A 13,296-nucleotide genomic window follows, 5' to 3' on the forward strand; every position below is an offset into this window, starting at 1 on the left:
CGCCACATTCCCGCGGGCTTTTTTTATTGCGTTTAAGACAACGCTTTCCGCTTTTTGCGATTGCTAGACGCTCTTTTTCCGCTTTTTGAATATACATTACCTATAGTTGTTTATTGCGCTCGGAAAGGAGTTGGTATGAAGCGCATTTGTTTGGGTGTCTGTTTGCTTTTTTTGTTCGGATCTGCTGCCTGGGCCGACCTTATTCTGCATTTCCAGTCACCGTGGCGTGACGATGCGACCCGGAGCGATTATGTGCCGCATGTACTGGGCGGTGCGGGTGGCGACTACAACCCGCATTTCGACGCGAATTCCTCGACGATGATGAAGAGCGATGGCGACGGCTGGTTCACCTACACTTGGGTGGGCAAGACGCTTGCCGATTTTCAGGACTGGATGAGCTTCAACATCAAGGCCTGCCCGAATACTGCCGACTATAATTTTAACCAGAACAACTGCGTCACGTGGGGCTCGAACGAATTCAAGATGGGCGAGTTCTTTGGCACGGAGACTGAGCTCTGGCTGTACACGGAGGCCGACGGTACCTACGAGAAGTCGTTCATGGCTCCGGGTTCGAAGATCGTCTGGTTCAAGAGCCCGTGGGGCAACAAGGCCCTGCCCCAGATGATTTTCGGGGCAGATTCCGTGCTGATGCGGTTCATTCCGGGCGATGCTTCGAAGTGCGGGTGGTTCTACGGCTCGGTTACGCCCGCGATGATGGCGGCGAACCCGATACAGAGTGCTTACTTTGTCCGCTACAAGGCTCCGTGGTATGTTGTGCCTGCGGATTCCGATTCGGTCGTCGATTTGTCGGCGGTCCTCGCTGCGGGGGATACCGTCTATGTGGATGGCACGTCGGCAACTCCCGAGGCCTCGCTTACGATAGGAACGAAGGGCGAATGCTTTGACCCGACGCGGGTACTTCACGTTTATCACCCGTGGCGCACCAACACGAGTTACCGCGACAGCGCCTTCTACATCTCGGTGGACAACAACATCATGAACCAGCCGACTCCGCTCACGGCCGAGGGCGAATACAAGTACTGGCGGCATATCAGTTTTGACGATTCGCTGGTGAGTTCGCCGAAGTGGAATTCGACATGGGCGTGGGTGCAGTTCTATCGCGGGCAGAACGAGTGGCCGCAGCACAAGTATTTCGACGATGCTGAACGCCCGCTGGCCACGGACCTGTTCCCTGCCGGCATTTACGAGACGTGGATGTTCGCGAGCACCTCGCTGCATATAAAGGATTTCGTGTACTACCCGCCCGAACCGAAGGTGGTGCGCCTGCTTTCGCCGTGGGACGACATGTCGCCCTCGATGCTCGTGGTTTCGATGGACGATACGGTAAAGATGGGCCCGCTGCCGATGGACCGACAGAAGGACACGTGCGGCTGGTACGAGGGTACCTACTACAAGCATGTGGATGACTGGGGTGTATACTTTAAGCAGACGTTCGGCATGGATTACTACAGCATGGGCGGCATTGCGGCCGAGGGCAAGGATCTGGGCGAGACGGTGCGTCTCGATTCGGTGCTGAAGGTGCGCGATACGGTGTGGGTGCACCCTTACCCGGTTTCGAGCAGTGCCCCGCTGCTGGACGTGACGTTCCCGAACCACTTGGGACGTTGCCCCGAGATGAAGATTTCGGCGATGGTGGTGGACTGGGCCGGAGAATCGTATGCGGACGCGATTGACGTGGACTTCGGCAACATCTATAACGGCAACCCCTATACGACGGTGTGGGAGAAGAACCAGAATGGCGAACTCGATTCGCTCAAGACCTGTGGCGGTCACGTGTTGGGAATGGTTCAGGATAAACTAGTGAACGGCTTGCCTGCGCGCGTGGATTCGTTAGTTTATCCGTGGAACCAGTGTTCCGCGGCGCACGAGATTGAAAAATGGTTTGTGCCGCAGGTAGTGGCGACCGATGCCGGGGGCAAGGAATACACGAATGCGACTTGCCGCGATATCGACCTCACGCTCGACGAGGAAGGGTTCTGGCTTGCGGACTTTACGAACGAGAACGACTGCAACGACACGCTGAATCCGGGATTCTATCCGATTGACGATTTTGAGTACCTGGATTCCGCGAAGACGGTGAAGAACCCGAAATTCGACTGGAACGTGAGCGGCTGCAGGCACAATTACAGCTTCGCGATGAAGATTTCGGCGCAGTTCCAGTACATTCCGGGGCAGTACTTCGAGTTCCGCGGAGACGATGACGTGTGGGTGTTTATCGACAACCGCCTCGCGGTGGATATCGGCGGGTGCCACAACCCGGTGGAAGGCGCGGTGAATCTCGACACGATGGGGCTCGAGGAAGGCAAGATCTATCCGTTCCACATATTCTTCTCGGAAAGGAACGCGACGGGTTCGAACTTCAAGATGCGCACCTCCATCAACCTGCAGACGGAAAAGCGCTACTTCCCGGTGGAACAGCATACGGATGACGGAACCATCGAGTACGTGATTCTGCAGATTCTTACGGAAGAGAACCTGACCTGCGACATTTCGAGCGTGGGGAAGGTGGATACGACGCTTGCGGAATCGTCCTTCATTCTGTACGGACAGACTGCATTGCAGGAGGGCGAGGTGCTGAAGCCGGGCGTGAACTACGGCGGCATTACCGTCAACGAGAACATGGCGGGCTTTGTTATCGATACGGCGGCGATCGTGCGTGCGCGTGCGCTCCCGCCGGGAATGTACATGCTCGATTTTTACCTGGTGGCCGACCCCTCGCAGCGTTCGCAGGTGTATTTCGAGGTGCCGGAGTACCCGCTTCCGGATATCGCGTTTGCGGATGCGGCGGGCGAACCGTTTGACCCGAAAGGCTACAACTTGCTGCTCGAACCGATGGGGGTCCCGGGTGACAATGGCGGCAAGGATACGCTGATGGCTTTTGTGTCTTACCCGGTACGCATCATGGTGATGTATATCGGGCAGGTCTGCGCCGACTGTATCGTGTCGGTGGACCTCTCGACTGCGGATTCGCTCTCGTTCCTGGATGCGAACGGACAGCCGATCACGAGTGTCACGACGGATTCTTCGGGCTATGCGATATTCAACGTGATGGGCCTTGCGGCGGTCAACAATGCCTCGTTCACGGTTTCCGGTTCGCAGGTTGCGAACAAGATCGTGTGGGAGAACATCAACATGATGGAACCGCCCGTGCCGTTTGCGAGCAAGGGCTACATGTTCGACCGAGATGGCGACGGCGTTCCCGACAGTCTGCACATCCCCTTCAGCGAGGCCTTCGATTCCGACATTCCCGATACGCTTGCATGGTCGTTCGGTGATTCGGCCTGGAGCAGAATCGTGGGGGTTGAAAGTGTCCGCACGAAAATCGAGAACGCGTCCGATATCGTAGTGACGGCGGATTCCCTGCTCGACAAGGTTTTTACCGGCGGAAACAAGGAAATCTACCAGGGAGGCTTGCATTACCATTACACCTACTGGGACGAGGACAAGGGAGACTCGATTTCGCTTTCGATGAACGGCATGATAGAGGACAGGGTCGGACCCGTGCTGTTGAGCGCCATAGTGAATCCGGGCAAGGACAAGATGACGACGTTGACGCTCCTGTTGAGCGAGGGATCACTCGATACGAATCTCGCCGCGGAGGACTTGTTCGATTTCAGGATTTGGCGGATGGGCGAACAGGCGTCGGCGCAGATGGTATCGCCACGCAGGACCAGGTTGCAGAATGGCGTGCGCTATGACCTTTACTTCTATGGCGGCGAAGACGAGGTGCTGCCTGCCGTGGGTGATTCGGTGCGGCTCATGCCGGGCGCGATCCGGGACCTGGGCGGGAACGTGCCCCATGCGAACAATCCGTGGGTGAGGGTCATTGGCGGCCAGAGATTGCTGGTGGACGTGCCGGGCGTGGTTACGCTTTCGCAGGAGACTGCGGAACAGACTGCATCCTGGGAAGGCGGCGTGCACACGTTCGCTATTCCGCCCGAGATGTCCTTGAAGGATGCCGTGGAACAGACGGGCCTTCCGGGGCAGCTTTTGAACTACGATTTGCAGGAACTGGGCCTTACGGCGAGCGATTCGGTGTCCATCGATTCTATCCGCATCGAATGGGAAGTGAGCTATTTTTCGAACCTTGGCCAGTTTGTGAACCGGGCGAAGGGTTCCGTGGCTTGTTCCGACACTGCGGTGTTCAATGGAGACTGCCGCTCGAATCCGGCGAAGGTATTCCTCGCATGGAACGCCCGCAGCGAGAATGGAAGGCTCGTGGGCACGGGCGCGTATGTATCGAAGCTCGAATGGCGCGTGAAGGCGGGGCGCGAGACTGTCGGCAAGCGCGACGACACGTTCACGATGGGGGTAAAGCGCGGGAAGTAGCCTAGCGGCCGACCTGCGCGTGGGACAATCCGTTGTTCCTGTAGAAGGGGATGTCGGCAAGGACATCCTGCACCCAGCCGTTCTTGAGCGGGCTCTTGCGCCACTCGGCGTTTAGCCCCTGGATGCTGTTTTCGGGATAGAAGGCGGCGATGGCGTCTTCTTCGCTCTTGGCGGTATCGAGGGCTGCCTTCAGCATGCGCGCCCCGGTGCGGATTTGCGCGAGGCCGTCTCCTGAATCCAGTGCGAGCAGGCCGCGTCCGGTCTTTTCGCCTTTGTAGTTGAAGTCGAATCCCGAAATGTGGCGGATGATGGACATGAGCATGGCGGGGTCGACCTTTTCGCGGAGGCTTGCTTCCAGGACGGGAAGGGCGCAGAGCTGTTCGTTGTCCCAGGGGCTTCCCCTGTATGTGATTTCGAGCTCGTGGCTTTCGCCCTTGCTTTGCATCCTTATGGAATAGCGCGGGCCGAGTCTTTTTTGCACGCCCTTCGTAATCTTGATAGTCCTGTTCTTGAATTGCTTGTAGCCGTCGAAGGAGAGGACCAGCGTGTCGTCGAGGCGCACGAGCCTTGCCGTGGTGGGCCTGTTGACCATTTCGTGGTAGACTTCGACGAGGACGGGGAGCGTGTGCGCAAGTTCGGGCTTCGGGCTTTCGAGGTTGCACCGGGAATCGATCGCGATGGCACCGCTTGCTTCCATTGCGGAGACGAGCGTGCGGGAGTAGCTCTCGAATATGTGCCTTGCGTCCAGCGGTTCGGGGGCGGCTGGCTTCGGATGGAGCACGAAGATGGTGGCGATGGCGATGATCGCTACGACAGCCGCGGCGCACGCGATGCGGATTTTGCGGCTGCGCCACAGGATTTTCAGCATGGCCCTCCCTTTCGGTGTCGAGAGGACGATACCGAGCATGCCGATGGATATGGCAAACCAGAGCGCTATGAGAATTGCGATGACCACAGCTGCAATATAAATTCTATTTTAGCGCCCATGATGGATGCTTTGAAAAATGTTGTTGTAATTGGCGACCGAGTGTTGATAAAGTCCCTGGAGGCGTCGAACCGAACGGGGAGCGGGCTATACCTGCCGCCGAGCGTGAAGGACCATGACGCCGTGCATGCGGGGCTCGTGATGCGGGTCGGACCCGGATACCCGATTCCCGCGAACCGCGATCCGGATTCCATCTTTACGGGCGAAAGGGAAGATGCGGTGAACTATGTGCCGCTCCAGGTCCATGAAGGCGACGAGGCGCTCTACCTGCATGCGAGCGGAACCGAAATAGAAATCAACGGCGAAAAGTATGTCATCGTCGGGCAGAACGCGATCCTGCTCGTGATGCGAAACGAGATTCCCGACAGTATCGATAACCTCTAGGACGCCTTGCCGTCGAGTTTGGCGTGCGCTTCCTTGATTTTGGAAATCAGAACGGAAGTCGCGTCGAATTCTTCCTTGATTTGTCCGAGGATTTCGTCAAAGAGCTGCTGGTTACAGAACAGCTCGTTGCGGTTCTGCTTGAGGCTGCGGTAGGTATCGCGCAGGCTCAGGAGCGTCTTGGATTCGCGTTCCATGGAGGCGTTGACTTCCTTCCGGATTTCTTCGCGCTGGATTTTCTTTTGCGCGATGATGTCGGGGTCGTTTTCGCTCAGGATATAGGTCGGGAGCGTTGCGTAATCTTCGAACTTGCCTGTCTTGAGGGTGCTGTTGCTGGAACGGACCACGTTGGTGCGCAGCCCGATGCCCTTGACTGCGGAGTCGATGGCGATGGAACAGTTGGAAGTGCCGTGATAGTTGCAGCGCACGCGCTTTTCGACCTGGCGCAGTTCGTTGTACGGGTTGAAGTCGCCATCCGTTTCGATATAGCGGAGCGGAACATAGAGCGGCGTGGATTCGCCGGCGATTGTAACTTTGTACATAACGCAGGCTTCGTTGTTGAATTCCCTGGTGTCGTATTTGTTGTTGCTGCTGTTCAGCAGCCTGTCGATGCGGGCGAGGAGGTCGTCGGCATCGTAGCGCTTTTCATGGATTTCCGGGATGTTTTTCAGGAGGATTTCGAGGGCTATCTTCTTGTAGCCTTCGACAATAATCTTGTTCGAAATGGTGCGGCCCCAGATGTTTGTGCCGAGGAAGAAGGTGTCCATGAGGCTGGCTTCGGTGCGCCCGTTGAAGAAGGCGGCGGCCTTTGCGATGTTGCTTAGGACCATCCATTTCTTGATGGAGACGTAGATGTTGTTTGAGTCGCAGAGTTCGGCGAGCTTGCCGATCATGTCGAGCGCATCGGCAGAGAATGCAATCTTGTTGATTTTCTCTTTCCATTCCGCGGATTCTTCTGGCGTGATGGTGAGTTCTGCGGGGATGTCGGTCAGGGTCACATCGCGGGGGGTCGTGAGCAGCTGACAGAGGGCGCTTGCCGAGATGCTGTCGGGGAGGGCGACGGTGAGCGCTATCTTGTCTACAATCTCACCGCGGGTCAGGGCCACTTCGGGGCGCAGGTCGCCCGAAATGATGACCGGCGTGCCGGCGCGATCCTGGAGCGCAATCTGCACGCTCTCTTTTTGGCGCTCGTTCGTGACGTCGTAGCTCTGGAATACGATAAGGTTATAGTCGCTGAGCTTGGAGGGAATTTCCTGGATGCGCCTGCCGATGCGGAGCACCTTGGCGTTCTTGAATGCGGCGACGAGCCTGTCGATGACGATGGCCTTGCCGGAGCCGGAGCGGCCGTAGAGGTAGAACGGTTCACGGACGATGGTCGTGAGAAAGGCAAGTTCGATACAGAATTCGCGTTCGGGGATGCCTGCGGAGAGGGCGTTCATCAAATCCTTAATACGCGTAGAGAGATTCATTTTCTATTCCTTCTTGCGGTTTGCGCGTTGCATAAAAAATAATAACGTGAGGTCATCCGTTTAGCGCCCTGTGTTCGCGCGGGCTGCGATAAGCGCGTTTTTGGCGGAGTCCGAGACGAGAACCCGCTGGCGGGCGATAAAGACTGCATGTTCATTTTGGAGTTCCGGGGGGAGCCTTGCGAAGTCCTTCTCGGTGATGACGACTTGTTCGCCATCGCGGAGAAGGGCCTCGAGGATACGCCGCAGGCGCCTGTCGTGGTCGCGGAGCGCGATGGTGCGGGTCGCGCGGATTCCCGAAGCGGCGACGTCGCTTGCGAACCGGGACGGGTCGGCTATGCCGCAGAGGAGGACCGGGTCGCGGCTGAGGGAATTGCCCGCTGCGTTCTCGATGCCCGCGATGCCGAAGGTGACATCGGCATCGGCGCCCGTATGCGCGCTCGCGCAACGGAGCGCGATTGCGGGCGCCGCATGATCCGTTGCCATGCTCCGGAACATGCCCGCGGGCACGAGGCTTTCGGTGTGCACGGGCGGGTCTTCCCAGTCGAGGCGGATGACTGTGGCACCGGAAAGTCGGGTGTCCTCGAATCCGTCGTCGCAGACGATCGCATCGAATTCGCCGTCGAGTTCGTGGGCGGTGCGGTAGCGGTTGCCTGTCGAGAATACCTGGACCTGCGGCAATTGCGCGAGCCTTCGCCGTAGCATTTGCGCTTCGTCGCGGGCTTTCGCATGGCAAAGGACCGCGATACGCCCGGCGCCCTGTTCGCGGAGGAAGCGGACGAACCACGCGGTGAACGGACTCTTGCCCGCGCCCCCGATGCGGAAGCTTCCTATTACATACAAGCTAGAATTTTGGAGCGGCTGCCCGGGCTTGAGGCAAAGGCGGTGGTGGAGCCGGTATGCGGCATGGTAACAGGCGGCAAGGCATGTGAGCGGGAAGCGCGTTAATGTGTTCATGTCGTTGCGGCGTCCTGGCCGTAGGCCATGCTACAGGCAGTGGCGTTTCTGCTGCAGGTAGAGGTCGGCAAGCACGATAGCGGCCATGCTTTCGACGATGACCGGCGCGCGTACCGCGACGCACGGGTCGTGGCGGCCTTTGGCGGCGAGTTCTCCGTTCTCCCCTCCGCGGCCGGCGGTCTTCTGCGCTTGCGCGATTGTCGCGGTGGGCTTGAACGCCATGCGGCAGAGGATGTCTTCGCCGTTGCTGATTCCTCCGACGCAGCCGCCCGCGTTGTTTGTGCGCGTGCGGTATTGCTTGCCGTCGAAGTAGATTTCGTCGTTGTGGCGGCTGCCGCGCATGCGCGCGGCGGCGAACCCGCTGCCGATCTCGAAACCCTTGCAGGCGGGGATGCTGAGCATCGCCTGGGCGAGCAGCGCGTCGAGCCTGTCGAACACGGGTTCGCCGAGTGCGGCGGGGACGCCGCGCACCAGCAGCCGCACCGTGCCGCCGATGCTGTCGGCGTTCTTCTTCGCGTCGAGGATTTCTTCTTCCATTTTCATGCCCGCTTCGGGAACGGGACAGCGGACGGGAGAGGCTTCGATAGATTCGTGCGTGAGTGTACCGATGTCGAATTCGGGGCAGTCGATGTTGCCGACGGAATCGACCCACGCGATAAATTCTGTTCCGGCGACCTGTGCGAGGAACTTGCGTGCGACGGCGCCCGCGCAGACCCTGCCGATGGTTTCGCGTGCGGAACTGCGTCCGCCGCCGCGGTAGTCGCGGAACCCGTACTTCATGTCGTAGCAGAGGTCGGCATGTCCCGGTCTGTACCATTTCTCGATATCCGCGTAGTCATGGCTTCGCTGGTCCTCGTTGAATACGGCGAACGAGATGGGAGTCCCGGTCGTCTTGCCTTCGAAAACGCCGCTCAGGATCCTGACCTTGTCCTTTTCGTCGCGGGCGGTGGTCATCGCGCCCTGCCCCGGGCGCCTGCGGTCGAGGTAAAACTGGATGTCTTCTTCGCAGAGGGGAAGCCCTGCCGGGCATCCGTCCACGACGGCGCCTACTGCCGGACCGTGGGATTCGCCCCAGGTCGTCACGCTGAAAATTTTGCCAAAAGTGCTAGCCATGTTGCAAAATATAGATAAAGAGGCCCTAAAACCGTCCGGACGGCCCATTTTTGCTGAAAGTTTACTATCTTTTACAAAGGTTTTAGGAGATAGTCCGTGTCCATGTTTAGAAATATCATCGTCTTGTTGCTGCTGGCGCTTTCCATGGAAGCGTTCGCGCAGCGCAATGGCGAACTCGAATTTGCCGGTATCCCCTTTGGCGCCTCGCGCGAGACAGTGATTGAAGAGGTGATGAAGATGGGCTACGAGCCCTTCGGCCAGATGGGCAAGGGTGAGCGGGTTGTGCTTCCCATGTTCAATTTCGGCGAACTGCCGGTTCAGGTTTCTTTCATCTTTAACGCGAACGACAAGTTCTACGCTTTTGAAATCCGCACGGGCAAGGTGGAGGCGAGCCGCAGGTTCAAGGCCATCGAGGCTGCGGAATACATGTCGGAACAGTTTACGCTCAAGTACGGCAAGCCTTCGCAGGCGCCGACGCTTGTTGAATCCGCCATCAAGGAAGGCCGCAACAACTACCAGGAATGGTTCGGGGTCAAGGTCCTGAACGCCTTTACGGCTGTCGTCGGCAAGTCCAACCGCTATTTCGTTCTTGGCTACGTGGAGCACCGCACCCTCGCGAAGGAAGGGCTCGCGCAGAAGAAGGGCAAGGAAAAGGGAAGCGACCAGCCGGTGTTCTAGGTCGGACCTCGCCCCTAAGTCTAAGATAGATAATAAGTTAAAAAGAAAACCCCGCCTATGCGGGGTTTGTTATTTTGTTCTGAAAAAAATAAACTTATGTAAACTTTGTCACACGTCGCGGTCCCTGTTGCACTGCGGGCAGAGCCCGAACATGTAGAGCGACGCTCCGGTGAGCGAACAGCCTTCGGGGAGCATCTGTTCGCAACCTTCCGGGACGCTGTCGATGTCGATGACCCTGCCGCATTTTTCGCATCGGAAATGGCTGTGCGGTTTGGTCTCGCCGTCGTAGCGCAGGAACCCTTCGCCGAAGTCCAGCGAGAGGGCGAGCCCTTTTTCCGCGAACAGTTCGAGCGTGTTGTAGACGGTCGTCCGCGAGAGCCCGGGATTGCCTGGCAGCAGCGCCTGGTAGATGGAATCCACCGACGGGTGCGAATGGACGCTTTTCAGGTAGTCGAGAATGAGGACCCGCTGTAGCGACGGGCGGATCCCGCATTCTTGAAGCATGACGGAAGCGGATGCCATCGCTTACTTGAAGTAGCGTCCGAGCAGGCCCTGGAAGGCTCCGCCGTGGCGGGCCTCGTCTTTGCACATTTCGTGGACGGTATCGTGGATGGCGTCGTAGCCGAGTTCCTTCGCACGCTTCGCGAGGGCGAGCTTGCCTTCGGTGGCGCCCGCTTCGGCGGCGACGCGGAGTTCGAGGTTCTTCTTGGTGTCGGGGTAGACGACTTCGCCGAGGAGTTCTGCGAACTTGGCGGCATGTTCGGCTTCCTCGAAGGCGATGCGCTTGTAGGCCTCGGCGACTTCGGGGAACCCTTCGCGGTCGGCCTGGCGGCTCATGGCGAGATACATGCCGACTTCGGTGCATTCGCCTGCGAAATTCTCGCGCAGTCCCTGGACGACCTCGGCATCGAGACCCTGGGCGACTCCGATCTTGTGTTCGTCGGCCCATACGATCTTGCCGCTAGACTTGTCCTCCTTTTCGAAGAACTTGCTCTTGGGAGCGTGGCACTGGGGGCATTCGTCCGGAGCCTCGGGGCCCATGTGGACATAACCGCAGACTTTGCAAACCCATACTTTCATTTGTGTCTCCTGTCCCGCTTGGCGGGGGTTTGGGTGTTTGTAACTGTGATTATGGAAATTATAAAATCACGATCGCGCTTTGTCAATCGTTTTGTTATAAATTTTTGTAATTATTACAGGAATTCTGTTTTTTCGGCTTGCGGCGGGTCCCTGCTAGCCCTTGAAGTCGTCGAGGGCGTCGTTCGGGCCCATGAGGAACAGCACGTCGTTTTCCTTGAGCACGTAGTCGGCGAGGTTGCCTATCTTGGGCTTGGTCTCGAGCGGGTCGCGGATGGCGATGACCTGGATGCCGTACTTGTGCGTGAGCGAGAGGTCCTTGAGGGTCTTGCCCTGGAACTTTTCGGGGCACACGACCTCGACGATGGAGAAGCCTTCCATGAACGGCAGGAAGTCGAGCATGTTCGGCCTGTTCAGGCGTTCGGCGAGCGCGATGGCGCTGTCGCGTTCCGGGTGGAAGATGTCGGATACGCCGAGCTTCTCGAGGATGCTCGAGTGGGCGGCGCTAGAGGACTTCGCGATGATGTGCTTTACGCCGAGTTCCTTCAGGTTCAGTACGGTAAGGAGGCTTGCTTCCAGGTTCTCGCCGATACAGACGATGACGGAGTCCGCCTTCTGGAGCGGGATGCTCGCGAGCTGCTTCTTGCGTGTGGAGTCGGCGACCATGGCCTGCGATACGGTGCTGGAGATGTCCTGCACCTTTTCGGGGTGGTTGTCCACAACGAGCACGTCGTGGCCGAGGCTCGTCAGGTGACGGGCCAGAAAGATGGCGGAGTTGCCGAGCCCGATGATGATGTACTGTTTAGATGCCATGGGCTATAATTTAGTAATCAATCCCTAATTATCAATTGATGATTAGCCCACCATGATGTCTTCTTCGGCATACCAGGTAGTGTTCTGGACCCTGCCGGCGACCGCCGAAATGAGGAAAAGCGGGCCCATACGGCCGATAAACATCACGCAGCAGATGACAATCTGGCCTACGGTGGAAAGTTCGCCGGTAAGCCCCATCGAGAGTCCGCAGGTGCTGTAGGCGCTGATGACCTCGAAGAGGATCTTGAGGAAGGGGGTGCCGTTCTCGTTGAACCCGGTGCCCGCCGGAATCTCGGTGATGAGGAGGACCATCGTTGCAAGCGCTATAACGACGATGGCGACCACGAAGATTCGCACGGCCTTGTCGACCGTGGTTTCGGGGATGGTACGGCCCATGACCTGGGTCTTTTCGCGGCCGAGCAGGCGGTTGAACCCGAGCAGCCCGATGACCGCCGCGGTCGTTACCTTGATGCCGCCGCCGCAGCTGCCGGGGTTTGCGCCGATGAACATGATGATGGCGAAGAAGAACAGGGAGCTTGCGCACAGGGCCGGGGTGTCTACCGTGTTGAGGCCCGCGGTGCGGCTTGTGAAGGCCATGAAGAACGTGGTTTGGAGCTTGTCGAAGAAGCTTAAGCCGTCGAGCGTGTTGCCCCATTCGGTTATCATGAAGGCGACGATGCTTGCGCCGATGATGACGAACGTGCAGAACGTCGCGATGCGGGTATGGAGCGAAATCTTGCGGAACTTGCGCTGCTTGAAGTCGAAGGAATACTGCAGCTCGGTGATGGCGAGGAACCCGAAGCCCCCGGCCAGCGCGAGGATGCAGGTGGTGATGTTCATGACCGGGTTCAGCTGGAACTGTACGAGCGAGTCGGGGAACAGCGTGAACCCGACGTTACAGAACGAACTGACTGCCTGGAATAGCGAGCAGAAGATGCGGTCGTGGAGCTCCATGTCTCCAAACTGCGTAAAGTAGAGCACGCCGCCGATGGCTTCCAGTATGAACGTGAAGGGGAGGACGGCCATGAGGATGCGCTTCGCGTCGACGTTTCCCTCTTGCGTGAAGTCGGCGAGCAGCACGGACTGGTGGTTAAAGCCCGGGTGCATGCCCGCAAGCAGGATAAGCACGGTAGACACGGTCATGATGCCGAGGCCGCCCAGCTGCATGAGGACGACGAGCACCCAGTTGCCGAATGTCGAGAAGGTCGAGCTGATGTCGATGACGGAAAGGCCTGTCACGCACACTGCGGATGTGGCCGTGAAGAGCGCCTGGAGAAAGTCGATGGGCTCGCGGGTGGAGACCGGCAGGCGCAGGAGTACCGCGCCGACGGTTATAAGCATAAGATAACCGAGCACCACCAGGGTAATCGGGTTTGCCTGTTTTTTCGGTTTGAAGACGTTCTCGGACGTCGTATCCGAGAAGGCTTGGTACTTGGAACGAAGCATGGAGCGAAATGTAGCAATTTTCTACATTTG

General features: G+C 58.3%; 11 protein-coding genes. 3 read left to right on the plus strand and 8 right to left on the minus strand.

Annotated features, from left to right (window positions below):
• Positions 1 to 135 precede the first annotated feature (135 nt).
• On the plus strand, positions 136 to 4,350 hold the full coding sequence (locus tag B2952_RS05615; protein ID WP_290735189.1) for a fibro-slime domain-containing protein: 4,215 nt from the start codon (positions 136 to 138) through the stop codon (positions 4,348 to 4,350).
• Position 4,351: 1 nt separating this feature from the next.
• Here the strand turns inward: B2952_RS05615 and B2952_RS05620 are convergent, their stop codons facing one another.
• Positions 4,352 to 5,305: a hypothetical protein gene (locus B2952_RS05620; RefSeq protein WP_290729781.1), complete on the minus strand. Its 954-nt coding sequence runs from the start codon at positions 5,303 to 5,305 to the stop codon at positions 4,352 to 4,354.
• Positions 5,306 to 5,335: 30 nt separating this feature from the next.
• Here B2952_RS05620 and B2952_RS05625 point away from each other — a divergent pair, with 30 nt between their 5' ends.
• On the plus strand, positions 5,336 to 5,719 hold the full coding sequence (locus B2952_RS05625; RefSeq protein ID WP_290729778.1) for a co-chaperone GroES: 384 nt from the start codon (positions 5,336 to 5,338) through the stop codon (positions 5,717 to 5,719).
• Here the strand turns inward: B2952_RS05625 and B2952_RS05630 are convergent.
• From B2952_RS05630 to aroC, 3 genes are read right to left on the minus strand one after another with little or no spacing between them, the layout of a single operon-like run.
• Complete coding sequence (locus B2952_RS05630; protein WP_290725326.1) at positions 5,716 to 7,185, minus strand: hypothetical protein; 1,470 nt, start codon at positions 7,183 to 7,185, stop codon at positions 5,716 to 5,718. The genes B2952_RS05625 and B2952_RS05630 overlap by 4 nt on opposite strands.
• A 60-nt stretch (positions 7,186 to 7,245) precedes the next feature.
• On the minus strand, positions 7,246 to 8,139 hold the full coding sequence (locus tag B2952_RS05635) for a tetraacyldisaccharide 4'-kinase (RefSeq protein ID WP_290735192.1): 894 nt from the start codon (positions 8,137 to 8,139) through the stop codon (positions 7,246 to 7,248).
• A 30-nt stretch (positions 8,140 to 8,169) separates the two neighbouring features.
• On the minus strand, positions 8,170 to 9,252 hold the full coding sequence (aroC, locus tag B2952_RS05640) for a chorismate synthase (RefSeq protein WP_173381586.1): 1,083 nt from the start codon (positions 9,250 to 9,252) through the stop codon (positions 8,170 to 8,172).
• 102 nt (positions 9,253 to 9,354) lie between these two features.
• Here aroC and B2952_RS05645 point away from each other — a divergent pair, with 102 nt between their 5' ends.
• Positions 9,355 to 9,930 (plus strand): hypothetical protein, encoded by a 576-nt coding sequence (locus B2952_RS05645; RefSeq protein ID WP_290725814.1) that lies wholly within the window; start codon positions 9,355 to 9,357, stop codon positions 9,928 to 9,930.
• Between the two features lie 108 nt (positions 9,931 to 10,038).
• Here the strand turns inward: B2952_RS05645 and B2952_RS05650 are convergent, their stop codons facing one another.
• The 4 genes from B2952_RS05650 to B2952_RS05665 form a co-directional block, all read right to left on the minus strand.
• Positions 10,039 to 10,452: a Fur family transcriptional regulator gene (locus B2952_RS05650; protein WP_173381588.1), complete on the minus strand. Its 414-nt coding sequence runs from the start codon at positions 10,450 to 10,452 to the stop codon at positions 10,039 to 10,041.
• A 3-nt stretch (positions 10,453 to 10,455) separates the two neighbouring features.
• Positions 10,456 to 11,010 carry an NADH peroxidase gene (locus tag B2952_RS05655; protein ID WP_173366272.1) on the minus strand — a complete coding sequence of 185 codons (555 nt, stop codon included), beginning with the start codon at positions 11,008 to 11,010 and terminating at the stop codon, positions 10,456 to 10,458.
• Positions 11,011 to 11,163: 153 nt separating this feature from the next.
• Positions 11,164 to 11,820: a potassium channel family protein gene (locus tag B2952_RS05660; RefSeq protein WP_173381589.1), complete on the minus strand. Its 657-nt coding sequence runs from the start codon at positions 11,818 to 11,820 to the stop codon at positions 11,164 to 11,166.
• Between the two features lie 42 nt (positions 11,821 to 11,862).
• Positions 11,863 to 13,266 carry a TrkH family potassium uptake protein gene (locus B2952_RS05665; RefSeq protein WP_173381590.1) on the minus strand — a complete coding sequence of 468 codons (1,404 nt, stop codon included), beginning with the start codon at positions 13,264 to 13,266 and terminating at the stop codon, positions 11,863 to 11,865.
• Between the last annotated feature and the right edge of the window lie 30 nt (positions 13,267 to 13,296).

This window comes from Fibrobacter sp. UBA7003, assembly GCA_002449765.1.
Classification (GTDB): Bacteria; Fibrobacterota; Fibrobacteria; order Fibrobacterales; family Fibrobacteraceae; genus Fibrobacter.